Genomic DNA, 23,238 nt, shown 5'->3' with positions numbered 1-23,238 from the left:
GTCTGCGGGCGTTTTCGAATCGCGTCAGTCATGCAATGTTGCAATGACGGGTAGCGGCGCTCAGTGCTCCAACGCACTGACCAGCTGACCACGAATGTCATCGACAGAGCCGATGCCTTCGATACGATGGTAGGCGGGCGCTTGCGCAGCACCAGTGGCAGCCCAGCTGGAATAGTACTCGACCAGCGGTTCGGTCTGCTCATGGTAGACCGACAGGCGGTTGCGCACGGTAGCTTCGCGGTCATCCTCACGCTGGATAAGCGCTTCACCAGTGACGTCGTCCTTGCCCTCTTCGCGCGGCAGGTTGTACTCGATGTGATAGACGCGACCGGAATCCGGATGCACACGACGGCCAGACAAACGTTTGACGATTTCTTCATCGGCCACCGCAATCTCGACCACGTGATCAAGCTTCACACCGGCTTCCTTCATGGCGTCCGCTTGCGGAATCGTCCGTGGGAAACCATCAAACAGGAAGCCATTCTCGCAGTCAGACTGGCTGATGCGTTCCTTGACCAAGGCGATGATGATCTCGTCGGACACTAGCCCGCCAGTATTCATGATCTCCTTGACCTTGAGTCCCAGCTCGCTGCCGGCCTTGACTGCGGCGCGCAACATGTCCCCGGTGGAAATCTGCGGAATGTTGAAACGCTCGCAGATGAACTGGGCTTGGGTGCCCTTGCCGGCGCCGGGGGCGCCCAACAGGATCAAACGCATCGGTACTGCTCCTTGAATGTGCAAACGAAAAATATGAAACAGGTGTCAAAAAAGTCATCTGACGCTTGCGCGCCCCGCCCTCGGTAGCAGATGGCCATCCGAGGCGCTCTGATCGTCGACGCTATCGATGTCGTTGAAATAACCGAGATCGTCGATTACCAGAATGAAAACAGGTATTGGACCGACTGGTGACGAGCACTCACTATTTGCCCGCACTTGCGATCTCATTATGTCATTGGCATGCAATGTACAACCCGACGATACCGCTCACACGGCAATGGCACAAGCACACCAAAGGCGCGTATGCCGCCTCGCGCGGCCGTAGTGCTCGGGACATCAGGGAGTGCTATCAACTGTTGCTATCAATGCATGCCATCAGTGCAATGCTACAAACAAAAGTGCCCCCTGCGACTCTGAGTCGCAGGGGGTACCGGAAAATTCAAGCGGTTTGCACGTGAACGCTTATTCGGTCGTCTTTTCTGCCTGGCTACTCCGACGCAGACGCACTGCCTTGGCGCGCTTGCCGCGCAGACGGATATTGAGCATCTCCACCGCCAGCGAGAAAGCCATTGCCACATAGATATAGCCCTTGGGAACGTGAACCCCAAAGCCTTCCACCATCAGCATCATGCCGACCATGATCAGGAAGGACAGCGCCAGCATCTTGATGGTCGGGTGACTATCGACGAAGTCGCCAATCGGCTTGGCGGCTACCATCATGATGCCCACCGAGATGACGATCGCGATGATCATGACCATGAGCTGATCTACCATTCCGACGGCCGTGATCACCGAATCCAGCGAGAAGACGATGTCGATCAGTGCAATCTGGAGCATGATCGCCATGAAGCTGGCTCCCCCTTTCTTCGCACCCTCTTCCGCGGGATCCTCCCCTTCCAGATTGGCATGAATCTCATGGGTACTCTTGCCGAGCAGGAACAGTCCGCCGAAGACCAGAATCAGATCACGCCCGGAGAAACTGAAGTCCGCCACGCTGAACAACGGCGCGGTCAGTGACATCAGCCACGACAACGACAGTAGCAACACGATACGCATGCCCATCGCCAACCCAAGCCCGATCATGCGGCCACGTTGACGCTGAGACTCCGGCAGACGTGCCACCAGAATCGACAGGAAGATGATGTTGTCGATACCCAACACGATTTCCAGTGCGGTCAGGGTTGCCAGGGCCACCCACGCCGAAGGGTCCATCAGCCATTCCATTGCCTTGCTCCTTGACCGATCCAATAGGGTTCAGTGAAGCGCGCCTGCTGACGCCCGTCCCCCATCATCCGATGAGTCGCGCCACGGCACTCTTCCTGGCAGGAATCATGGCATGTTGCGTGAATCAGCAACAGATATGCCGTCATTGACGCGCCAACGCTCTCGAGATGCGCCAGACACAAAAAAACGGCCTCCCGAAGGAAGCCGTTCTGTCAGTGAGCAATACGTCGCTCACAGAGATGACTGCATCTGTCGTTACAGCAGCATACGACGCACGTCAGTCAGCACCTGAGCCAGATAGGCGGTGAAGCGCGCCGCATCTGCTCCGTTGACTGCACGGTGATCGTAGGACAGCGACAGCGGCATCATCAGACGCGGCTGGAAGGCAGCGCCATCCCACATCGGCTTCATCTGCGCCTTGGAGACACCCAGGATGGCGACTTCCGGCGTGTTGACGATCGGCGTGAAGGCAGTCCCACCAATCGAGCCAAGGCTCGAGATGGTGAAGCAACCACCGGTCATCTCTTCGCGCTTGAGCTTCTTGGTCTGTGCCTTCTTGGCCAGCTCAACGGATTCGCGAGCCAGATCCAGCAGGCTCTTCTGATCCGCATTACGGATCACCGGCACCATCAGGCCATCCGGCGTATCCACTGCGATACCAATGTGCACGTACTTCTTGTGCACCAGGGTCTCGCCGTCAGACTTGAGGCTGACGTTGAACTGCGGGTACTTGGCCAGCGCATGCGCTGCCGCCTTGATCATGAACGGCAACGGCGTGAGCTTGGCACCCGCGGCTTCCGCCTCGGCCTTCATGGACTTGCGGAAGGCCTCAAGTTCGGTGATATCGGCTTCGTCAAACTGAGTCACGTGCGGGACGTTGAGCCAGCTGCGATGCAGATTGGTGGCACCAGCCTTCATCAGGCGGCCCATCTTCGACTCTTCGATCTCACCGAACTGGCTGAAGTCCTGATCCGGCACCTGCGGGATACCGGCACCGCCGGTGGCCTGCGCAGCGGAAGCTGCCGGTGCGGACTTGGCCTTCTTCATCACTTGCTTGACGTAAGCTTGGACGTCTTCCTTCACCACGCGACCTTTCGGACCGCTTGGCGTGACATCAGCAAGATCAACCCCGAACTCGCGGGCCAACAGACGGACAGCCGGGCCAGCGTGTGACTTGGCGCCCTTGCTCGGCTTCTGTGCCGCCATCTGCGCTTCCGGACTCGGTGTTTCAGCCGGCGTCGGAGTCGGCTTCTTCGCTTCGGCAGCCTTGGGAGCGGCCGGAGCTTCTGCCTTGGCAGCTTTCGGCGCCGGAGCAGCACCTGCCACTTCGATGTAACCGATCAGATCGCCTTCAGAGACCGAGTCACCTTCCTTGACGGAAAGCTCGACGATCTTGCCCGCATACGGGCTGGGCACATCCATCGTCGCCTTATCGGATTCGAGCGTGATCAGCGCATCTTCTTCGCTGACCTCATCACCGACTGCCACGCCCATCTCGATGATCGGCACAGCATCGCTGCCAGAGATGTCAGGCACACGCAATTCCTTGCGCTGCGGCTCGCCGGACGTCTGCTCTTCTTCGGCTGGCGCTTCAGCTGCCTGCTCTTCAGGCGCTTGTTCTGCCGGGGCTGACTCGGTAGAGGCCGCATCGTTGGAGGAGGCACTGTCACCGCCTTCACCTGCGATTTCCATCTGACCGATGACATCACCGGAAGCGACGCTGTCGCCTTCCTTGACGGTCAGCTTGACGATCTTGCCCTTGTGCGGGCTCGGGACGTCCATGCTGGCCTTGTCAGATTCCAGCGTGATCAGCGCATCTTCGGCGTCAACTTCATCGCCTTCGGACACACCCATCTCGATGATTGGCACAGCTTCGGAATCACCCAGATCCGGCACGACGATGTCGACGGTCTGTGTGCCACCGGCAGCGGCCTTCTGAGGGGCTGCCTGCTGCGGAGCTTCCTCTTTCGAAGCTTCCTGCTTGGGAGCGTCAGCTTTCGGCGCTTCCTGAGCAGGCTCGGAAGCTTCCTCAGCAGGAGCATCGCTCTCGCCTTCCGCTTCCAGCTCCAGAATGTCATCGCCTTCGGAGACGGTATCGCCTTCCTTGACGAGAATTTTTACCACCTTGCCGCCCTTCGGTGCCGGCACATCCATGCTGGCCTTGTCGGACTCAAGCGTGATCATGGTGTCTTCGGCAGAGATCACATCTCCCACCGCCACCGTTACCTCGATGATCTCGACATCGGAGCTACCGCCAATGTCGGGAACCTTGATGATTTCGCTGCTCAAGATCGTGCTCCTTCCAAAACGTGCACGGGGAGCGGCACTATTATCACCGTCATCTTGATAGGTGAAGTGCCGCTCGCCTGTTCCGCGATCTCCGCTTAGACGTTCAGCGGATTCGGCTTATTGGGGTCGATGCCATAGGTTTTGATCGCTTCCGAGACGACCTTGCGGTCAATCTCACCGCGGTCCGCCAGCGCCTTGAGGGCCTGAACGGTGACGAAGTTACGGTCCACTTCAAAGAAGTGACGCAGCTTCTCGCGGGTATCGGAACGGCCGAAACCATCGGTACCGAGCACGTGATAGTCAGTCGGCACCCAAGCGCGTACCTGGTCGGCGAACAGCTTCATGTAATCTGTCGCTGCGATGGCCGGTCCATCACGCCCTTCCAGGCACTTCGTGATGTGCGGCTTGGCCGGGGTCTCTTCCGGCTTGAGGAAGGACTGACGTTCAAACTCAAGCGCTTCACGACGCAGCTCATTGAAGCTGGTGACGCTCCAGATGTCAGCATCGACACCGTAGTCATCCTTCAACATCACCGCAGCCGCTTCGACTTCACGCAAGATGGTGCCGGAGCCCATCAACTGAACGCGTGCCTTACCGTCTTTCGCGCCTTCCTTGAGCAGATACATACCCTTGATGATGTCGTCTGCGGGCACCGTTTCAAGCACGGGTTGCTCGTAGTTTTCGTTCATCACTGCCAGATAATAGAAGATCGGCTCGTGCTGCTCGAACATGCGCTTCATGCCGTCCTGCACGATGACCGCCACTTCATGCGCATAGGTCGGATCGTAGGTACGGCAGTTCGGAATGGTCGAGGCCAGGATATGGCTGTGACCATCCTGGTGCTGCAGGCCTTCGCCATTCAGCGTTGTTCGACCCGCGGTACCACCGACCAGGAAGCCACGCGCCTGCAGATCGCCTGCGGCCCACGCCAGGTCACCGATACGCTGGAAGCCGAACATCGAGTAATAAACGTAGAACGGCATCAGCGGCAGGTTGTGGTTGGCATACGACGTTGCCGCCGCGATCCATGCTGACATGGCGCCCGCTTCGGTGATGCCTTCCTCGAGAACCTGACCTTTCTGGTCCTCGCGGTAATACATGATCTGACCCTTGTCGACCGGCTCGTACTTCTGACCCGCCGCCGTGTAGATCCCCAGCTGACGGAACATGCCTTCCATACCGAAGGTACGTGCTTCATCAGGGATGATCGGGACGACACGCTCGCCGAGAGTCTTGTGCTTGACCAGGCCATTGAGCACGCGCACGAAGGCCATGGTGGTGGACACTTCGCGGCCGTTGGAACCCTTGAGCTGGGACGCGAAGATCTTGTCGTCCAGCGGCGGAATTTCCAGCGTTTCGTACTCGGTGCGGCGCTGCGGCAGATAGCCGTTAAGGCGCTCACGCATCAAGTGCATGTACTTCATTTCCGGGCTGTCATCGGCCGGCTTGTAGTACGGCACTTCTTCCAGCTGTTCATCGGTCAACGGGATACCGAAGCGATCACGGAATGTCTTCATCGCCTCGTATTCCATGGTCTTGACCTGGTGGGCTTCGTTGGCGGCTTCGCCATCGCCCATGCCCATTCCGTAACCCTTGACGGTATGCGCCAGGATGACGGTCGGACGACCATTGGAGTTGTTGACCGCTTCGTGGTACGCCGCGTAGACCTTGTACGGATCGTGACCACCACGGTTTAGACGCCAGATGTCGTCATCTGACATGTCCTTGACCAGATCGGCTGTCTCCGGATACTTGCCGAAGAAGTGCTCGCGCGTGTACGCGCCACCGTTAGCCTTGTAGTTCTGGTAGTCACCGTCGACGGCTTCATCCATGCGTTTTTGCAGGATGCCTTTCTTGTCCTGCTCGAACAGCGGATCCCAGAAACGGCCCCAAGTGACCTTGAGCACGTTCCAGTCGGCACCACGGAAGACGCCTTCCAGCTCATCCATGATGCGGCCGTTGCCGCGAACCGGACCGTCAAGACGCTGCAGGTTGCAGTTGATGACGAAGATCAGGTTGTCGAGGTTCTCGCGACCCGCCAGCGAGATGGCCCCCAGAGATTCCGGCTCATCACACTCGCCGTCACCCATGAAGCACCATACCTTGCGGTCGTACATGGACTTCAACTCACGCGAGTTGAGGTACTTCATGACGTGCGCTTGGTAAATCGCCTGAATCGGACCCAGCCCCATGGAAACGGTCGGGAACTGCCAGTAATCCGGCATCAGCCACGGGTGCGGGTAGGAAGACAGGCCATTGCCGTCAACTTCCTGACGGAAGCTATCCATCTGTGTTTCGGACAGACGGCCTTCCAGGAAGGAACGTGCATAGATACCCGGCGCCACATGGCCCTGGATATACAGCAGGTCGCCTTCAAAGTCCCCTTCCGGCGCACGGAAGAAGTGGTTGAAACCTACGTCATAAAGCGTCGCACTGGACATGAAACTCGAGATGTGACCGCCCAGGCCCTTATGGGCACGGTTATTGCGGATCACCTGAGCGATGGCGTTGTAACGGATAAGCGAACGGATACGACGCTCCATGAACAGGTCGCCTGGCATGCGCGCTTCGCGATGCACAGGGATACTGTTGCGATGGGGCGTGGTCACCGAGAAGGGTACCTGATGGCCATCACGACGCAGACGGTCGGCCAGGCGTGACATCAGGTACTGGGCACGATTTTCGCCCTCGCGATCCAGAACCGATTCCAAGGAGTCCAACCATTCCGTGGTTTCGATCGGATCGAGATCTTCTCTTGCCTCCAGACTCATAGACGTCTCTCCGAGTGAAGAAATTTTTTGTCAGATGTTCCGACGAAATGCTACGTCGGAACCAGTGGCGCTCTTCAGTGTGGGCGTAGCCTTCTGAGTGGGCTACATCTCCGATAAAGCGTCTGAGGCGGCATTGACCGACCGTCAGGTGCGACATGCGTTGTGCGCCAAAGCGGGGCACAAGATGCCGTCATTTGGCGTGAAAGATACCGCAAACACCCCCCCGTGCCAATTCGGAGAGCAGAGTCCTCACGCAATAATGCAGGTAATGCCTTCCCCGCCTCACCACTGGCTTGCGCCACTTTTCGGCAGGGATTCACACCCCGTTCATATAAGGCTTGTCGACCGAGCGTGTAATAAAACTACCAACATGCCCCGCCACAGCGCACTTCGTCGACCATCAGTAAAAATCTGCATCTACGATGCTGCAATGCACCATTGCGGCGCGACCACGACCTTAGCCCTGAATGTCATCCAATAACCGATCAAAATACGCCCAATCAAACGCAGGACCAGGGTCCGTCTTGCGCAACGGCGCAATCCGCGCATGCGAAGTAATCCGATCGCGCGTCAGTGCTGGGTAACGTTGCAACAGCCCTGCGACAGCGCGTGCCAAGGTGCGGTACTGCACATCGCGATACGGGTGAACCTCATCACCTTCCAGCTCGATACCAATACTGAAATCATTGAGCTCGACCCGCTCACGCTCACCGTCATGCCAATGTGAGCGACCGGCATGCCAGGCACGCCGGTCAAAAGGCACAAACTGCACTAGCCGCCCATCGCGCTGGATCAGCACATGTGCAGAGACACGCAATTGATGGATGTCGGCGAAGTAGGGATGTGCGTCGGGGTCGAGCTGATTGGTGAATAGCTGTTCGATGGCAGGCCCACCGAAACGCCCTGGCGGCAAACTGATGGAATGCAACACCAGCGCCGACACTTCTCCCTCAGGGCGGGCATTATGATTGGGCGAGGGCACGCAGCGGGCGCTCTCCAGCCAGTGCTCGGCGGTGACCGACAGGCGTGCCAACTGGCCCGACCGTGGGAAGGAAGAAAAGGGGGGCATCAAGAACTCCAGACGGGAACGGCATCGCACGTAGGGCGGGCAAGGTTGAGCAATAGCGCATATTGTCCTCGCACCAGACGAACAGTGACTGACCGCTCGCGTGGCTTTTCCTATAATGGCTCTCATTATGGCATGCTCGGCAGCTATGGGTCTGTGTCAGCGGCGTTCCGCCGCCAACAGCCCTGCTCCGGCAGCACTTTTTGCACAAGGACCCGATACGCATGCACTTCCACGACGCCCTCGCCGAAGATATCCGTACCAGTGCCGCCCGCCTGCTTGCCGAAGATGTCGGCGGTGGCGATATCACTGCCGAACTGATTCCGGAGCGCCAGTGGGCCAAGGCCCGCGTCATAAGCCGTGAGCCAGCAATACTCTGCGGAGTACCGTGGGTCGATGAGCTATTTCGTCGCCTCGATTCGCGCGTCAGCCTCAAGTGGCTTGCCAGCGATGGTGACCGTATCGACGCCGATCAGCCCTTCCTTGAGCTGGAAGGCCCGGCGCGCTCACTGCTGACTGGCGAACGCGCAGCGCTCAACTTGTTGCAGACTCTGTCCGGTACTGCCACTCGCGCCAATCACTATGCGACGCTGGTAAAAGGCAGCGATGTACGCCTGCTGGATACTCGCAAAACCCTGCCCGGCATGCGGGTTTCCCAGAAATACGCCGTCAGCTGCGGGGGTGGCCACAATCACCGCATCGGTCTGTATGACGCCTTCCTGATCAAGGAAAACCACATCGCCGCCTGTGGCAGCATCGCGGCAGCCGTGCGTGAGGCACGCGACATCGCCTCTGACCTGACCTGCGAAGTGGAAGTCGAGAATTTCGAGGAGCTGGCCCAGGCGCTGGATGCCGGTGCCGACGTCATCATGCTGGATAACTTCGATAACGCGCAGCTGATCGAAGCCGTCGCCCGCAACAAGGCACATGCCACGCCGGCAGTGCTGGAGGCGTCAGGCAACGTCAACGAGACTACTTTGCCCGGCATCGCTGCCACCGGCGTGGACTGCATCTCAATAGGCGCGCTGACCAAGGATGTAACCGCCATCGATCTGTCGATGCGTGTCTACACTGTCGAAACCCGCTAGCCAACCGGCAGGCTCTGCCTCCTTGAGGGGGCATCCTGCTTGCCATGCCGCCAGGGAGGCGCCCATGTCCCCTTTTTCTCCCGTCACGCCTCCACCTGCCAGTACCTCCAAAGCACGCAGAGGCTGGAAGACAGCTCGCTGGAGTCTTTACGCACCGATTTACGATCAGGTAGCAGCGCGCGCACTGAAGTCGGCACGCCGTGAGGCACTTGCCACACTGGACCTCAAGGCCGGCACGCGCGTACTGCTACTTGGGGCAGGTACGGGGCTCGATCTGCCCTTCCTACCGCGCGATATCGAACTTGAAGTCATCGATGCCTCTCCCGCCATGCTGCGCCGTTGCCGTGAACGTGCCGAGACGCTGGGCTTTGATGCCAACGTAAAACAGGGCGACGCCATGGCACTCGATTTCCCTGACGGTTACTTCGATGTAGTGATCGCCCACCTGATCATTGCCGTGGTACCTGAACCACAGGCTGCCCTTAATGAGGCGTTGCGCGTGCTGGCCCACGATGGGGAACTGTCACTGCTCGACAAGGGCTTGCGCGGTCAGCAGCCGGCCGGTGTGATCCGGCGGCTGCTCAACCCACTGGCACGGCTGATCGCCACCAACCTCAGCGTACCATTGGACAGCCTGCTGCAAGAGCATGCCGTAAAGCGACTGGGTGATCGTGACCTGGGCCCCGGTGGGCTGTTGCGTCATATGCACCTGCGCAAGATCTGATCCGCATCGCCTTCACCCTTGTTTTACCTGTCTCCCGACATCATGCCTTGCAGAGTGTCAGGACATTTCTACTGTCACGTAAAGCTTCCCGCTTTGTGAAGGAGGATGCATGCAAATCGATCTCACCGGACGTAGTGCCATCATCAGTGGCTCCACCGCGGGTATCGGCTACGCCATTGCCTCGGGCCTTGCCCATGCAGGCGCCAGCGTCACTCTCACTGGCCGCCAGCAATCACGGGTTGATGAGGCCGTGGCTAGTCTTCGACGAGAGCTGCCAGATAGCAGAGTACAGGGCGTAGCGGCAGATCTTGGTACTCGCGAGGGCTGCGACACGCTGATTCGCGCCGTGCCGGACACCGACATTTTGATCAACAATGTCGGTGTCTTTGCGCCACAGGACTTCTTCGAGACGGATGACGACACCTGGGAGCAATTCTTTCAGGTCAACGTGATGTCAGGCGTGCGCTTGTCGCGCCATTACGCTCGCGGCATGAAAGAGCGCAATTGGGGCCGTATCCAGTTTCTCTCCAGCGAATCCGCGCTCAACATTCCCAGTGAAATGGTCCACTACGGCATGACCAAGTCTGCCGTACAGTCCGTCTCTCGAGGCCTGGCCAAGGTCCTGGCCGGAACCAATGTCACCGTCAATGCTATCTTGCCGGGGCCGACACGCTCCGAAGGTGTGGTGGAAATGCTCAGGAAGAGTGCCGAGGAGCAAGGCAGCACGCTCGAAGAGGTTGAGGCCAACTTCGTCAGGCAAACCCGTCCGTCCTCCATCATTCAGCGCATTGCGACAACGGAGGAAGTGGCCAGCATGAGTGTCTATGCCGCCTCTGAGCAGGCCAGTGCCACTACGGGCGCTGCATTGCGTGTGGAAGGCGGTATCGTCGATACCATGGCCTGACACCCGCCACATTCATCACGCCATAGCTATCACGTCATAGCCATCATGCCGGTGATCCTGCGCCCAGATGACTGACGCAAAGCGCCCCCAGCGAGCGATCGCTGAGGGCGCTTTCTTGTCACGAACTTGCACTCACTCGTCGAGACGCTTCTCGAAACGCTCACGCTTGAGGCAGATTCCATTACGCTTGACGTGCTCCAGCCCTAAACTCTCCCAGCCACGGCGCACCAGTCCTGGTGATAGCATCAGACTGGCTTCAAGACTCACCACGCGCACACTACGTCGACGCAAGTCACTCTCGGCAGCAGCAAGCAATTGTGAGCCGATACCCTGTCCCGTCAGGCCTGGATAGACATATAGCATCTCGATGCGTGCCAACGGCCACTCGGGGGCGTACTCGCAAAAGCCGATGCAACGACCATCACGCTCAGCCACCAATACCTCGAAGCGGTGCTGACGTGCAGCCCAGCGCTCTGCATCACGCGGTACACGTCCTGCCCACTGTTCACGCTGTGCCAGATCATAAAAGCCTGCTGCCCCCTGCATGACAGCCTGATAAAACACCTCGGCCTGATCTGCCGCATGCTGGGTGCACGCCGGCACGATACTGATGCGAACGTCCTGTACTTCGCTGCTATCTGTCTGACTGTGCAATCGTTCGTCCCCCTTATGCCCTCCCGAAAGAAAGCCTGCCAATGTCCCTGCAAGCCAATGCTATTGACTCAACCGCTGAAGGATATCTCATCAAATCTACTAGCCTGCGGATGGTCACCGGTAACCATGTTCGGCTCGCGCACTAGCTGCCATGTCTGAAAGTCGGCAGCGGCGGCGGCGTCCAGCTCAGCGACGACATCGGACAGGAATAGAATCTCGGCACCCGGTATCCCGAGTTGACCAGCAATGCGGCGATAACTATCGGCTTCCTGCTTGGGACCAGTAATGGTATCGAAGTAGCCAGCAAACCACGGTGTCAGGTCTCCCGCATCAGAATGACCGAACAACAGCTTCTGCGCCTGAATAGAGCCTGAAGAGTAGACATACAAGGACAGTCCGCGTTCCTTCCAATCGCGAAGCCCCTTCACCGCATCAGGATAGACATGTCCCGTGAAGTCACCAGCCTCATAGCCCCGCGCCCACACCATCCCCTGTAGAGCCTTGAGCGGCGTGGCCTTGCGGTCCGCGTCAATCCAGCCTTCCAGGATAGCGATCACGCCTTCGACACTGGCCTCGGGTGCTTCGGCCAGCGCGCGGGTGGCGGCGATCTGCTCCGCCACGTCGGCACGTTCGGCATTCTCGCGCAGGAAATCGCCAAGATGCTGGCGTGCATAAGGGAACAACACCTGATGCACGAAGCGGATCGAGCCGGTAGTGCCCTCGATATCGGTGACGATGGCGCGAATCATGCGGACTCCTCGGAATGTGGGGCTGCTGTCTGGGTGAAGTGCTCAGCCAATGACTCGTGACGCGGAAAACGGCTCGCGATGTCACTGGAGGTAAAGTTGGCGACCCAGCCTTCTGGATTGGTGAACAGGCGGATGGCGGTGAAATCCGGCGTCGGCCCCATATCAAACCAATGCGGTGTACCTGCCGGTACCGCAATCAGATCATTCTGCTCACAGCCGACCGCGAAGACGCGCTCACCCAGATGCAAATAGAAGATGCCGCTGCCGCGTACGAAAAAGCGTACTTCGTGCTCAGCATGACGATGCTCATCGAGAAACTTGCCGCGCAAGGCCGCCCGCTCAGGATGATCAGGCGTCAAGCCGATCACGTCAGCAGTAACGAAACCGTTCTCGGCCTTGAGGCGTGCCACATCATCGGCATAGGCCGCCAGCACCTGGGTCTGATCGGTCGGGTCACTCATCTCACAGCCCGCCGTCCAACGCTCGAAGCGAATACCCTCGGCTTCAAGCTCACGGGCGATCTGCGCACCATCGGTGGTGAGCAACTGCGGACGCGAGGCGTCCTGTTCGGCGTAGATCGCTAGAAAGCTCATCGCTGTCTCCTCAGTTCCAGTTCACAGCCCATCAGGAAATCGAGTGCTTCGATATGACGGCGGCAGGCAGTCATGCTGCTGGCCCAGGTGTAGAGGCCATGGCCACGGATCAGGTAGCCGTGAAGATTGGCATCCACTTGCAGCCGTGCCCGAACATCAAGCGCCAGCGCCGCGATGTCCTGAGTATTGTCGAATATTGCCAGACGTACCGGTGTCTCGTGGCTTTTGACACCCTCCAGCGCCTTGTTGAGTTCAAAACCCTCAAGACTCAGCGTATCGCCGACGTGACACAGCGACAGCACCGTGGCCGCACGGGAGTGGGTATGCAGAATCGCGTGAGCCTCAGGCAGGTCTTCATACAGCTGACCATGCAGACGCGCCTCATCAGAGGCCTTGCGGGAGGTGCCCAGCAACCTGACGGCGAAATCGCTGACCAGGACATCAGCTGTCGTCAAACGGCCCTTGTGGCAGCCCGAGGCGGTCACTGCCATCAAGGTGTCGCTCAGACGACAAGAGAAATTACCACCGGTCGCGGGTACCTGGCTTGCGGCGTCCAGCGCTCGCCCAGCCTCAATCAACTGCTGGCTCGCCTGCGCAAGACGGTCCAGGTCCAACATCGACTGTACGCCCGAAGAAGTGGCGGCAATGGTGATAGGGTCTGACATGATGAAAGTGGCCCTCAAGAGTCCCGTGGGGCAATCAGCCCATACGTCAGCATCACGATGCAGCGCTGCGAGGCGATGCTCTCGCGGCAGACTACACAAGCCGGCAAGGCGAGACCAGTCATGGCGCGCGGCAATCATGGGATGAGGCCGTCATGGCGCAAGACATGCCGCGCGCTACCGAGCGTGGCATCATGGCGTCTACGACTCTTTTTTTGCGCTGCTTTTCTTGTTTTCTATCGAGTGCGCTTTTCTCACGCCCATTGTCGACGACTTATCATGACTCCCTCAGATCACATGGATCACTCCCCAGTACCAGACGCGACTGGCGAGGCTACTGCGCTGGCACGTCGGTTGCCGCGGCTTCCCGTGCATTTACGCGAACAAGCAGCCGCCCTGAGCGAACAGGCCATGCAGCCGGTGGGTATCATCGAGAGCTGCTATCCGGACAAGTTCGGCATTCCCCGTCAGCCGGGATTGGCACGTCATGCCACCGCCATCCTGCATCTACTGCCGCCCTTCGATGACCCGGATTGCGTACGCGACATTGAGGGGTTCAGCCATCTATGGATCCACTTCCTGTTTCACGCAAGCCCTACCCGCTGGACGCCGCTGATCCGACCACCACGCCTTGGCGGAAACGCACGTACCGGCGTGTTTGCGTCACGCAGCACGCACCGCCCTAATCGTCTGGGTCAGTCTGTCGTTGAGCTGGCCGGCGTCGAAACCGGGGCACGCAAGAGCGGGGCTAGCTCGAGCGACAATGGCGTGCGTTTGCTGCTACGCGGACATGATCTGCTCGATGGCACGCCAGTCATGGATATCAAGCCGTATCTGCCGTGGGTCGATGCTGTTCCCGATGCCCAAGCCGGTTATGCACCGGCAGCGCCTGCTCGTCATGCAGTCGTCTTCAGCACAGCCGCCACCGAGACACTCCAGCAGCGGGCCGATCACGCCACCCTGCGCGCATTGATCGAGGAAGTACTCGCACAGGACCCACGCCCGGCTTATCACGCTGCCAAGCCAGCCGATGGTCAGCGTCAGTATGGCGTACGTCTGGTGGATGTAGATGTACGCTTTACTGCGCTCACTCAGCCGGACGACCAATTGTTCATGCAGGTCCAATCCATCGTCACTGCGTAACGCTTCCTATCGATCACTCTCATCAACACCACCGCTTGAGCAGATGAACGCAACGGCATATTCCTCTGAACTACATCAGGCAAGACGAATTGCGGGATGGCAGATAACCTCGCTGACTGCCCATACTGGGCAGGTATGTCGACTACTTGCTGTTTATCCGCCATCTCTCGGGAGTCTGCCGTATGAGCGTCCGCCTACTAGCCTTCGCCGCCAGTACCCGCAAGTCCTCTGTCAATCGCCGCCTGATCACCCGTCTGGCGCATCTGGCCGGTGAATCAGGTGCCGAGATTACTCTGCTCGACCTCAACGATTTCCCGATGCCACTCTACGATGGTGATAGCGAAGAGGTCAGCGGCCGGCCTGCCAGCGCTGATCACCTACAAGCGCTGTTCGCCAGTCATCAAGGGCTACTGCTGGCGACACCGGAATACAACGGCTTCTTTAGCCCGCTGCTCAAGAACACCTTCGATTGGCTATCGCGTCCCGCGACTGATGGTCAGAGCGGCATGGATGCACTGCGCGGCATGCCGGTCGGCATCGTCTCCGCTTCACCGGGGGCCATGGGTGGCATGCGCGCCCTGCCCTTCGTACGCCTGTACCTGAACAATCTCGGCATGCTGGTCACGCCACAGCAGATCGCAGTGTCACGTGCGGGGAGCGCCTTCCGCGAGGATGGCAGTCTGGATGACGAAGGTCAGGACCACGCGCTGGCGAGCGTCGCGCGGCAGGTAATCGAACTGGCAAGCCTGCGCTCTTCGTAAGCGACGTTTTTGACAACATCATTCTGGCCCCTGCCCCATCAACAACAACGCCCCCTCTACCAATGGCAGAGGGGGCGTTTTTTCATGCACTTTACAGCGTGACGACGAATCGTCAGGCCGCCATCACGCAGTGAAGTCGATACCGATACGGCGACCGACTTCTTCATAGGCTTCGATCACGCCACCCAGCCCCTGACGGAAGCGGTCCTTGTCGAGCTTCTCGCGCGTCTCGGCATCCCACAGACGGCAACCGTCCGGTGAGAATTCATCACCCAACACGACTTCGCCATTGAAGACACCGAATTCCAGCTTGTAATCGACCAGCAGCATGCCGCCGTCGAGAAACAGCTTCTTGAGAATGTCGTTGACCTGGAAGGTCAGTTCCTTGGCGCGCGCCAGGTGCGCAGGCTCTGCCCAGCCGAAGGTCTCGACCAGCGATTCATTGATCAGCGGGTCACCCATCGCATCGTTCTTGAGGAACAACTCAAAGGTCGGCGGTGTGAGCTCGAGACCTTCTTCGATGCCTAGACGACGTACCAGCGAACCCGCGGAAATGTTACGCACCACACATTCCACCGGCATCATGTCGAGGCGCTTGACTAGACATTCGTTATCGCTGACCAGACGCTCGAAGTGAGTCGGGATACCGGCCGCCTTGAGCTTCTGCATGATGAAGGCATTGAACTTGTTGTTCACCATGCCCTTGCGCGCCAGCTGCTCGATACGCTTGCCGTCGAAGGCGCTGGTATCGTCGCGGAATTCCAGCAGCAGCAGATCCGGGTCGTCAGTAACGAAGACAGACTTGGCCTTGCCGGCGTAGAGCGCTTCACGCTTTTCCATGAGGTTCCCCCTGATGACGCACACAGCGTCGAGTGTTTAGGCGGTCGAAATTGGCTCGATCACGCTTGAATCTTTGATAGCCACGTCGTTGGCCGAATGAAAGACCCACCACATGACGGAATACGTTGAGAGCTGTCCGTCTGGTCAGCTAGTCCTGAATCACAAACGCCCGATCGCAGAGCGACCGGGCGTTTGTGATTCAGGCAATGGCCTGCCAACCAAAGCCGCTGTCCTGCGCGGCGATGATCAGGCGGCTATCGTCACCCTCAAGCCAAGGCGCAAGCGCCTCACGGGCGAGTGACGGATGATTATTGTGCTCTGACAGATGTGACGCTACCAGTCGTTGCAGACGTGCCAACCCAAGATATGGCAAGGCAGCACAGGCCTGTGCATTAGCCAGATGCCCAAAACGCCCGCCAACACGCCGCTTGAGACTAGGCGGATACGGGCCCTTCGCCAGCATCTGCGGATCGTGATTGAACTCCAGCACCAAGGCATCGCAATCCGAAAAGCACTGCAACACATGCTCACTGACATGACCAAGGTCCGTCAGCACACCCAGTCGACGCGCCGTTGTCTCACCACGTCGACTGAACACGAATTGCACTGGCTCACGTGCGTCGTGTGGCACGGTGACCGGCAGAATCTCGAGATCCTTGATCGCGAATTCCAGCTGAGGTGTGATCAGGTGACGAGTCGGCAATATCCCAAGCTTCTTCGCACGTCCAGCAAGCCAGGTGCCCACCGTCAGATGCACAGGAATTTTATGTCGACGCGCCAACGGGCCAACCCCACTCAAGTGATCACCGTGCTCATGCGTCACCAATACGGCGTCCAGCTGAGAAGGATGCACTCCAAGGCGCGCCAGACGTGCCTCGGTATCCTTGAGCGTAAAGCCGCAATCGACCAGCACCAGCGCCTCACGCGTTCTTATCAACGTGCCGTTGCCCTTGCTGCCACTGCCAAGCGATGCCATCGCCATTACGCCCTGACGCCCCTCAACCAGCAGGCCAGAGGCTATTGCACCGCCCTCGGGTGCGGGAAAGAGGGACTGAAACGACGCGACCGCCTCATCCGACGAAACGTCAGATGAGGCGGCGCAAGGCGTATCAAGCAGCATGCTCAGCGCAGTGTCGACGCCACGGCGTCGAGCAACTCGCGCGCCAGTGCCGGCGAGGTATCTTCACCGTCGGCACGATGTGCAGTGACCAACGTGTGATCATCTTCGCCACGCAGTGTCAGCACCATCGGCAACGGATCACCGTCACCACCGATACCCAGCCAGCCACCGTCACGATCTTCGCGCGGAATATAATCGACCATGAATTCACCTTTGGAGCGATTCTGATCGGTCAGCTTCTGGTATTCGGTATTGAAGTTCTTCTGCAGCTGATACAGCAGCTCAGCCCAGCTGCGCTCGGTATCCAGTGCCAGATCGACCTGCCAAGTGCCATCACGGCCTTCAAGGCGTACACGGTCATCACGGCTCAGCGACTGCGCTGCCAGCGATACACCACTGTCAGAAGAAGAGGCAGACAGATAGCCGCGCAGGGCATTCAGACAGCTACCGGACACACCGGCACCTTGCTGACAGCGCACTTCAGAAGCGTCGGAACGCAAGCCTTGGCTGACACTGATCACGCCTTGACTGGTCGTGATCTCGCCTTTGCCGGCATCGATATTCTGCACGTCGAGACCCTGGTCACGCGCAAAGGATTGCAGTCGTGTCCAGACAGCTGCCGGCGCAGCGTTCACTGCCAGCCAGCGGGCATCACCGCTCTGACGCAGAGCGACGAATTCACGTTCGCCCTGCTCACTGGTCGCCAGCGGCTGAGGGCGCGGTGCCTCAAAATCTTCGCTGGCAAGGAAGTCACTGCTGGCCTGCGGCACCGGCATGGAATCCTGGTAATCCGCTGCATTACGGGTCGCCGGCAGCTCGAGCGGCGGCGCAATGCTCGCATCCCCATATTCGCTGTTACGGTCGTAGTAATAGCCATCACTGGAGCAGCCCGCCACCGCAAGTGCGGTCAACAGGGCCAGTGGCACAATACGCTGACTCATTGGTTAAGCACCTTGGCCAATTGCAGCGCCTCATCAACCGTGGAGTGATACTGATCGGACAACCAGGTCATCGGCAGACGCATGCCAGCTTCCGGTGCGATCCCCATGCGATGCATGGCGTATTTGACCGGAATCGGATTGGATTCGACACCCAGCGCGGAGTGCAGCGGCATCAAGCGCGTGTTGATCTGATGGGCACGCTCTGCATCGCCGGCAACCGCAGCAGTACACATGTCGTGCATCAGGCGTGGCGCGACGTTGGCCGTCACGGAAATATCGCCATGCCCGCCCATCAGGATGAAGTCACAGGCTGTCGCGTCATCGCCGGAGTAAAGCGCAAAGTCAGTATCCTTGAGACGATCGATCAGCTCCTGACCACGCTCCAGATTACCGGTGGCGTCCTTGAGGCCGACAATGTTGTCGAGCTCAGCAAGACGGAAGACCGTCTCGTTGTAGATATCGGAGCAAGTCCGGCCCGGCACGTTGTAGAGAATAACCGGAATACCGGCCTGCTCTGCGACGGCCTTGAAGTGCTGATACAGCCCTTCCTGGGTCGGCTTGTTGTAGTACGGCGCGACAGACAGGCAGTAATCAGCGCCGACTTCCTTGGCGTAGCGTGCCAGCTCAACCGCTTCAGAGGTGGCGTTGGCACCCGTACCGGCAATGACCGGAATCTTGCCAGCAACCGTCTCGACCACGCAGCGAATCACATCGAAATGCTCCGCAAAAGACATGGTGGTGGGCTCGCCGGTGGTACCGGCAGCCACAATGGCATCGGTGCCGTTATCGAGGTGAAAACCGACCAGCTGGCGCAGGGCGTCCCAGTCGATCTCGCCGGTGGCTTTCATCGGGGTCGCCAGTGCGACAATGCTACCTGTGATCATCCCTCGATCTCTCCTCTGGTGCCTGATGCGCCAGCCGCTCTTTCTACCTTCTGGACGAGGGCAGACAAGAGCCAAACTCTGGCATAAGTGGTAAACGCAAGACCATGAATGCGTGAGCACGACATCACGCGAACCGTATCAATGATGTCGATGTTACAAAGACCATCGAAGCCTGTACAGGCGCCATCTGCACAGGTTCATGCCAACAAGGGGCAATCGCTGTGATCGATGGCTTGCGTACGGGGCTGTAGCACGCACCGTAACGCGGACTTTGACAAGCTGCGACACCCTGCGTGTAATGCAGGACAGGGCACGAAAAACTCGCGCGACGGCCCGTTTCTCGCCCGCGTGTTTCGACCCGCCCCGTTTTTAGCCATCCTTCCTTCTGCCACCCGCTTTCACGCGTGGCACCTTTTCTGCCAGGAGAACACGATGAGCGTCAGCGTCGGTCAGCCAATCCCCGATTTCACCTCTCAAGCCACCAGCGATACCGTGGTCACGCCCGAAAGCCTCAAGGGCAAGCAAGCCGTCATCTATTTTTATCCGAAGGATCACACCCCGGGCTGCACCACCGAAGGCGGTGACTTCCGCGACCATCTGCAAGCGTTTGAAGCCACCAACACCATCATCTTCGGCGTTTCTCGCGACAGCTTGCGCACCCACGAGAACTTCCGTGAGAAGCAAGGCTATCCGTTCGAGCTGATCAGCGATCCGGACGAAGTGCTGTGCGGCGTCTTTGACGTCATTCATCTCAAAAAATTCATGGGCAAGGAGAGCATGGGCGTCGTGCGCTCCACTTTCCTGATCGATGCTGATGGCAATCTGGCACGCGAATGGCGCGGAGTTAAGGTCAAGGGCCACGTCGAGGAAGTGCTGGAAGCGGCTCGCGAATTGAACTCAGCAGCGTGAGACTTCGTGCTGGCGCTTGATGCACCGAACCCGAAAATGAACAAAAAAAGCCCCGCCAGATGGCGGGGCTTTTTTCATCTTCAAAGGTCACATCAGACCATGTTCTCCTCGGCACGCGCTCGGCGTGGCCAGGCATACAGCAATGACTTCATCAGGGTTGCCAGCGGGATGGCGAAGAACACGCCCCAAAAGCCCCAAATGCCCCCGAAGAACAGCACGGCGAGAATGATCGCTACCGGGTGCAGGTTGACTGCCTCGGAAAACAGCAACGGTACCAGCACGTTGCCATCCAGTGCCTGGATAATGCCGTAGGCCACCATCACGTACATGAAGGTATCGCCCAACCCGAAATGGAAACCTGCGACGGCTGCGACCGGCAGCGTTGCGCCTGCCGCGCCGATATAAGGGATCAGCACCGAGAAGCCGACCACGATCGCCAGCAACGCCGAGTACGGCAGCCCGAACACCACGAAAGTGACATAGCTGATACCGCCGACAATGACGATCTCGATCACCTTGCCGCGCACGAAGTTGGCAATCTGGTCATCCATCTCGTTCCAGACGCGACTCATCAGCAGGCGCTTGTTCGGCAGCAATGCCAGCGTGAAGTCCACTAGCCGTTCGCGGTCCTTGAGCATGAAGAACACCAGAATCGGCACCAGCACCAGATAGATGATCACGCCCATCAGATTGCCCAACGACGCTAGTGACAACGAGACGGCACGCTGACCGAATTGCGTCAACTCGCGTCCAGCGGCCCCAATCCACTGCTGAACCTGCTCTGGCGTAATCAATCCCGGGAAGCGCGTTTGCAGCTCACCCAGCCAACGCTGGCTGGAAGCAAACATGCCGGGTATCTCTTGAATCAGGTTGGCTAACTGGTGCCAGACCAGCGGCAACAAAATCAACGCGCTAGCCAGCATGATGCCCATGAAAACCAGTGTCATCAGGCTAACGGCGGCCAAGCGCGGCAGGCCGCGGCGCTCCAGCCAGCTAACACCGCTTTGTAGCAAGAAGGCTACGACCAGCGCAGTGAAAAAAGGCGCCAGCATACTGCCCAGCAAGATGACGGCGGCAAAAACCAGCACTAGCACCAGAAACAGGACCACCGCCTCCTCATCGGAGAAATAACGCTCGATCCAGCCGCGCAACAGGGTCTTCATGGTCATGATGGGGTTTCCTCGGACTGCACGGCGATCAGAAAACGATAGTCACCGCTCGCGGTTTCCTCGCGAGAGATGAGCGCATGATCACTCAGCGCGAGATAAGCCGGAATATCCCCCCAGGCACCGGCGTCGCTGGCCAATACTTCAAGCTGCTCGCCAGCAGCCATGCTGGCCAGCGTGAGCTTGGTGCGCAGCAGCGGCAGCGGGCAATGAAGACCGCGAGCATCGAGCTGTTGAACGTCGGTACCTGATTTTGGGTCTATCATCGGATTCGCAGTCTCAGCGGTAGGTCGTTCGGATGCCATCTGCCCTTCCGTTATCGTTGTGATGTTCTGCTACGTGCCATGAAGACCGTAGCTTGAAAACGCCCCGATTTAAGGGCACCTTGCCTGACAAAGCAACTTTCCGCCCCATCAGCTAATAACAGCGGGGTTGCCAATGCCAGTCTGGCCCACGTGCTTATGCCCGAGCGGCTTGCGCATTGCGCCTTATTCAAGAGGATTGCCTGCATGTCGTTGCTATCCCATCTGAGACGCTCCACATCATCACAGGCGATCATACGCCCCTCGAGCATGCGTTTACCGAGCATCCTGCTCGGCATTCTTCTCCTCAGCACACCTGCTGTAAGCGTATCGGCTGCCGCCCAGAATGACTATGGCTTACCGGACTTGGGCAGCGCCAGCGGCGGTATTTCCAACAACGATGAATATCGTATCGGGCGTGCCTGGCTGCGCCAATTCCGCGCCCATGTCCGCGAGTGGGGTGATCCCATCACACTGGATTGGATTGGCGGGCTAGTCCGCCAACTAGCCCCGTGGAGCGAGCTGGATGATCGCAACTTCATCATCACACTGGTCGCCAGCAGTCAGCTCAACGCCTTCGCCGTGCCCGGTGGAGTCGTCGGCGTAAACACCGGCCTGTTCGCCTTTGCGCCAGACCGCGACGCCTTTGCTTCAGTGCTCGCTCACGAGCTTGGCCACCTTTCCCAGCACCATTTCGCGCGCAATATGGAGCGCCAAGCCGAAACTCGCCTGCCGACACTAGCAGGCTTCCTTGCCGGCATGGTGATCGCCGCTGGCGGCGGTGGTTCCGCCGGCATTGCGGCCATGGCGGGCACACAGGCTGCCGCCATTTCCGATCAACTGGCCTACTCACGGCGCTTCGAGCAAGAGGCCGATCGCGTGGGCATTGAAGCGATGTCACGCGCGGGCTTCGATCCAAAAGCCATGCCGCGCATGTTCCGCGCCATGCAGCGTATGGCTAGCCTACAGGGCAACGATGCTCCGGAGTTCCTGCTGACTCACCCCGTGACAGAAGCGCGCATCGGTGACAGCCAGGCCCGTGCTGACAAATTGAAGACCGCAACGCCTAATCCGCTGGCCACGCTGTCCTATTCACTCGTACGGGCTCGTGCATTGCTGGCGCTCAACCTTCGCCAACCGGAGCAGGGGCTGATCACACTGCGCGGAGACTCTCCAGACCCTGACGCCATTGCCTATTATCAGGCGCTGGCGTTGGCTGAGAATAACGAGACCGACAAGTCACTGGCCGCACTGGACCGCCTGCATGACAAGCATCCTGATCTCACGTTGATCAGCGCAAGCGCCGTCGAAGTCGCGCGTGATGCGCGCCGCTATGATGAGGCCACCCAACGTGCCAAGCGTCTGCTGCGCCTGCAACCAGACTACCTCCCGACACGCCTGGCGCTGGCTGAAGTCGCACTACAGCAAGACCCTGCTGCCGCTCGCCAACAACTCGAGGATATCCTGCGAGAACACTCAAGTGACCCCGCGGTCTGGAGTCTTGCCTCGGAGGCCAGTGGTCGTAGCGGACACAAGGCCGAGGCCTTCCTCTACCGTGCAGAATTCGATCAGCTGGAGGGTCGCATGGACCGCGCCTTCGCACAGCTGAAGCTGGCTGACGAGGCCGCACGTAAAGATGGCGACTTCAGTATGGCCAACCGCATCAGCGCGCGTCGCGAAGACTTCAAAGGCTATCGCAACGCCATCGATGAATTTTGATCCGTTGTGACT

General features: G+C 59.0%; 22 protein-coding genes. 7 read left to right on the top strand and 15 right to left on the bottom strand.

Annotated features, from left to right (window positions below):
- Positions 1-60: 60 nt before the first annotated feature.
- The 5 genes from adk to ampD all read right to left on the bottom strand — a co-directional run bounded on the left by adk (position 61) and on the right by ampD (position 8,070).
- Positions 61-717: an adenylate kinase gene (adk, locus tag CFN46_RS15175; protein ID WP_024950829.1), complete on the bottom strand. Its 657-nt coding sequence runs from the start codon at positions 715-717 to the stop codon at positions 61-63.
- Positions 718-1,179: 462 nt separating this feature from the next.
- Entirely contained in the window at positions 1,180-1,941 is a 762-nt protein-coding gene (locus tag CFN46_RS15170) for a TerC family protein (protein ID WP_088744024.1), read from the bottom strand.
- Positions 1,942-2,196: 255 nt separating this feature from the next.
- Positions 2,197-4,230 carry a pyruvate dehydrogenase complex dihydrolipoyllysine-residue acetyltransferase gene (gene aceF, locus CFN46_RS15165; RefSeq protein WP_088744022.1) on the bottom strand — a complete coding sequence of 678 codons (2,034 nt, stop codon included), beginning with the start codon at positions 4,228-4,230 and terminating at the stop codon, positions 2,197-2,199.
- A 95-nt stretch (positions 4,231-4,325) separates the two neighbouring features.
- A complete protein-coding gene (aceE, locus tag CFN46_RS15160) occupies positions 4,326-7,001 on the bottom strand; it encodes a pyruvate dehydrogenase (acetyl-transferring), homodimeric type (RefSeq protein ID WP_024950831.1) in 2,676 nt (891 codons plus the stop codon).
- A 457-nt stretch (positions 7,002-7,458) separates the two neighbouring features.
- Positions 7,459-8,070, bottom strand: a complete 612-nt coding sequence (gene ampD / locus CFN46_RS15155) for a 1,6-anhydro-N-acetylmuramyl-L-alanine amidase AmpD (protein WP_088744020.1) — start codon at positions 8,068-8,070, stop codon at positions 7,459-7,461.
- A gap of 221 nt (positions 8,071-8,291) precedes the next feature.
- Between ampD and nadC the strand changes: the two genes are divergently transcribed.
- From nadC to CFN46_RS15140, 3 genes are all read left to right on the top strand, one after another.
- Positions 8,292-9,155: a carboxylating nicotinate-nucleotide diphosphorylase gene (gene nadC / locus CFN46_RS15150; protein ID WP_024950833.1), complete on the top strand. Its 864-nt coding sequence runs from the start codon at positions 8,292-8,294 to the stop codon at positions 9,153-9,155.
- A 64-nt stretch (positions 9,156-9,219) separates the two neighbouring features.
- Positions 9,220-9,879 (top strand): class I SAM-dependent methyltransferase, encoded by a 660-nt coding sequence (locus CFN46_RS15145; protein ID WP_024950834.1) that lies wholly within the window; start codon positions 9,220-9,222, stop codon positions 9,877-9,879.
- A gap of 109 nt (positions 9,880-9,988) precedes the next feature.
- Positions 9,989-10,783 (top strand): SDR family NAD(P)-dependent oxidoreductase, encoded by a 795-nt coding sequence (locus tag CFN46_RS15140; protein ID WP_088744018.1) that lies wholly within the window; start codon positions 9,989-9,991, stop codon positions 10,781-10,783.
- A 132-nt stretch (positions 10,784-10,915) separates the two neighbouring features.
- On the opposite strand, the gene CFN46_RS15135 is transcribed toward CFN46_RS15140, so the two are convergent.
- The 4 genes from CFN46_RS15135 to CFN46_RS15120 all read right to left on the bottom strand — a co-directional run bounded on the left by CFN46_RS15135 (position 10,916) and on the right by CFN46_RS15120 (position 13,444).
- On the bottom strand, positions 10,916-11,437 hold the full coding sequence (locus CFN46_RS15135; protein WP_035158659.1) for a GNAT family N-acetyltransferase: 522 nt from the start codon (positions 11,435-11,437) through the stop codon (positions 10,916-10,918).
- A 68-nt stretch (positions 11,438-11,505) separates the two neighbouring features.
- Entirely contained in the window at positions 11,506-12,186 is a 681-nt protein-coding gene (gene mtnC, locus CFN46_RS15130) for an acireductone synthase (RefSeq protein WP_088744016.1), read from the bottom strand.
- Positions 12,183-12,779: an acireductone dioxygenase gene (locus CFN46_RS15125; RefSeq protein WP_024950837.1), complete on the bottom strand. Its 597-nt coding sequence runs from the start codon at positions 12,777-12,779 to the stop codon at positions 12,183-12,185. Before CFN46_RS15125 ends, mtnC begins: the two co-directional genes overlap by 4 nt.
- A complete protein-coding gene (locus CFN46_RS15120; protein ID WP_254918516.1) occupies positions 12,776-13,444 on the bottom strand; it encodes a methylthioribulose 1-phosphate dehydratase in 669 nt (222 codons plus the stop codon). The genes CFN46_RS15125 and CFN46_RS15120 overlap by 4 nt, the downstream gene beginning before the upstream one ends.
- A 408-nt stretch (positions 13,445-13,852) precedes the next feature.
- On the opposite strand from CFN46_RS15120, the gene tsaA reads away from it, so the two are divergent.
- Positions 13,853-14,584, top strand: a complete 732-nt coding sequence (gene tsaA / locus CFN46_RS15115) for a tRNA (N6-threonylcarbamoyladenosine(37)-N6)-methyltransferase TrmO (RefSeq protein WP_024950839.1) — start codon at positions 13,853-13,855, stop codon at positions 14,582-14,584.
- 182 nt (positions 14,585-14,766) lie between these two features.
- Positions 14,767-15,345, top strand: a complete 579-nt coding sequence (locus CFN46_RS15110) for an NADPH-dependent FMN reductase (protein ID WP_024950841.1) — start codon at positions 14,767-14,769, stop codon at positions 15,343-15,345.
- Positions 15,346-15,468: 123 nt separating this feature from the next.
- Here the strand turns inward: CFN46_RS15110 and purC are convergent, their stop codons facing one another.
- From purC to dapA, 4 genes are all read right to left on the bottom strand, one after another.
- A complete protein-coding gene (gene purC, locus CFN46_RS15105; protein ID WP_024950842.1) occupies positions 15,469-16,185 on the bottom strand; it encodes a phosphoribosylaminoimidazolesuccinocarboxamide synthase in 717 nt (238 codons plus the stop codon).
- 199 nt (positions 16,186-16,384) lie between these two features.
- Positions 16,385-17,167, bottom strand: a complete 783-nt coding sequence (locus CFN46_RS15100) for an MBL fold metallo-hydrolase (protein WP_024950843.1) — start codon at positions 17,165-17,167, stop codon at positions 16,385-16,387.
- A 140-nt stretch (positions 17,168-17,307) separates the two neighbouring features.
- On the bottom strand, positions 17,308-18,246 hold the full coding sequence (locus tag CFN46_RS15095) for a hypothetical protein (RefSeq protein ID WP_024950844.1): 939 nt from the start codon (positions 18,244-18,246) through the stop codon (positions 17,308-17,310).
- Positions 18,243-19,130, bottom strand: coding sequence for a 4-hydroxy-tetrahydrodipicolinate synthase (gene dapA, locus CFN46_RS15090; protein WP_088744014.1), 888 nt, complete (start codon positions 19,128-19,130; stop codon positions 18,243-18,245). The genes CFN46_RS15095 and dapA overlap by 4 nt, the downstream gene beginning before the upstream one ends.
- A gap of 432 nt (positions 19,131-19,562) precedes the next feature.
- On the opposite strand from dapA, the gene CFN46_RS15085 reads away from it, so the two are divergent.
- Positions 19,563-20,039, top strand: a complete 477-nt coding sequence (locus CFN46_RS15085; protein ID WP_088744012.1) for a peroxiredoxin — start codon at positions 19,563-19,565, stop codon at positions 20,037-20,039.
- Positions 20,040-20,131: 92 nt separating this feature from the next.
- On the opposite strand, the gene CFN46_RS15080 is transcribed toward CFN46_RS15085, so the two are convergent.
- Both CFN46_RS15080 and CFN46_RS15075 read right to left on the bottom strand, forming a co-directional pair.
- Positions 20,132-21,208: an AI-2E family transporter gene (locus CFN46_RS15080; RefSeq protein ID WP_088744010.1), complete on the bottom strand. Its 1,077-nt coding sequence runs from the start codon at positions 21,206-21,208 to the stop codon at positions 20,132-20,134.
- Positions 21,205-21,510, bottom strand: coding sequence for a sulfurtransferase TusA family protein (locus tag CFN46_RS15075; protein WP_246116607.1), 306 nt, complete (start codon positions 21,508-21,510; stop codon positions 21,205-21,207). The genes CFN46_RS15080 and CFN46_RS15075 overlap by 4 nt, the downstream gene beginning before the upstream one ends.
- A 204-nt stretch (positions 21,511-21,714) precedes the next feature.
- Here CFN46_RS15075 and CFN46_RS15065 point away from each other — a divergent pair, with 204 nt between their 5' ends.
- Entirely contained in the window at positions 21,715-23,226 is a 1,512-nt protein-coding gene (locus CFN46_RS15065) for a M48 family metalloprotease (RefSeq protein ID WP_254918515.1), read from the top strand.
- Positions 23,227-23,238 lie beyond the last annotated feature (12 nt).

The sequence above is a fragment of the Cobetia sp. QF-1 genome (assembly GCF_002213105.1).
Taxonomy (GTDB): Bacteria; Pseudomonadota; Gammaproteobacteria; order Pseudomonadales; family Halomonadaceae; genus Cobetia; species Cobetia crustatorum.
This window is presented reverse-complemented; position numbering and strand designations above follow the sequence as displayed.

Bases quoted from the DNA above. Each gene is read 5' to 3' on its own strand.
- nadC (WP_024950833.1), top strand. From the start codon at position 8,292: ATGCACTTCCACGACGCCCTCGCCGAAGATATCCGTACCAGTGCCGCC.
- CFN46_RS15095 (WP_024950844.1), bottom strand. From the start codon at position 18,246: ATGAGTCAGCGTATTGTGCCACTGGCCCTGTTGACCGCACTTGCGGTG.
- purC (WP_024950842.1), bottom strand. From the start codon at position 16,185: ATGGAAAAGCGTGAAGCGCTCTACGCCGGCAAGGCCAAGTCTGTCTTC.
- CFN46_RS15080 (WP_088744010.1), bottom strand. From the start codon at position 21,208: ATGACCATGAAGACCCTGTTGCGCGGCTGGATCGAGCGTTATTTCTCC.
- CFN46_RS15110 (WP_024950841.1), top strand. From the start codon at position 14,767: ATGAGCGTCCGCCTACTAGCCTTCGCCGCCAGTACCCGCAAGTCCTCT.
- dapA (WP_088744014.1), bottom strand. From the start codon at position 19,130: ATGATCACAGGTAGCATTGTCGCACTGGCGACCCCGATGAAAGCCACC.
- CFN46_RS15100 (WP_024950843.1), bottom strand. From the start codon at position 17,167: ATGGCGATGGCATCGCTTGGCAGTGGCAGCAAGGGCAACGGCACGTTG.
- CFN46_RS15065 (WP_254918515.1), top strand. From the start codon at position 21,715: ATGTCGTTGCTATCCCATCTGAGACGCTCCACATCATCACAGGCGATC.
- tsaA (WP_024950839.1), top strand. From the start codon at position 13,853: ATGCAGCCGGTGGGTATCATCGAGAGCTGCTATCCGGACAAGTTCGGC.
- CFN46_RS15120 (WP_254918516.1), bottom strand. From the start codon at position 13,444: ATGTCAGACCCTATCACCATTGCCGCCACTTCTTCGGGCGTACAGTCG.
- CFN46_RS15075 (WP_246116607.1), bottom strand. From the start codon at position 21,510: ATGGCATCCGAACGACCTACCGCTGAGACTGCGAATCCGATGATAGAC.
- aceE (WP_024950831.1), bottom strand. From the start codon at position 7,001: ATGAGTCTGGAGGCAAGAGAAGATCTCGATCCGATCGAAACCACGGAA.
- CFN46_RS15170 (WP_088744024.1), bottom strand. From the start codon at position 1,941: ATGGAATGGCTGATGGACCCTTCGGCGTGGGTGGCCCTGGCAACCCTG.
- CFN46_RS15145 (WP_024950834.1), top strand. From the start codon at position 9,220: ATGTCCCCTTTTTCTCCCGTCACGCCTCCACCTGCCAGTACCTCCAAA.
- mtnC (WP_088744016.1), bottom strand. From the start codon at position 12,186: ATGATTCGCGCCATCGTCACCGATATCGAGGGCACTACCGGCTCGATC.
- CFN46_RS15085 (WP_088744012.1), top strand. From the start codon at position 19,563: ATGAGCGTCAGCGTCGGTCAGCCAATCCCCGATTTCACCTCTCAAGCC.
- ampD (WP_088744020.1), bottom strand. From the start codon at position 8,070: ATGCCCCCCTTTTCTTCCTTCCCACGGTCGGGCCAGTTGGCACGCCTG.
- adk (WP_024950829.1), bottom strand. From the start codon at position 717: ATGCGTTTGATCCTGTTGGGCGCCCCCGGCGCCGGCAAGGGCACCCAA.
- CFN46_RS15140 (WP_088744018.1), top strand. From the start codon at position 9,989: ATGCAAATCGATCTCACCGGACGTAGTGCCATCATCAGTGGCTCCACC.
- CFN46_RS15125 (WP_024950837.1), bottom strand. From the start codon at position 12,779: ATGAGCTTTCTAGCGATCTACGCCGAACAGGACGCCTCGCGTCCGCAG.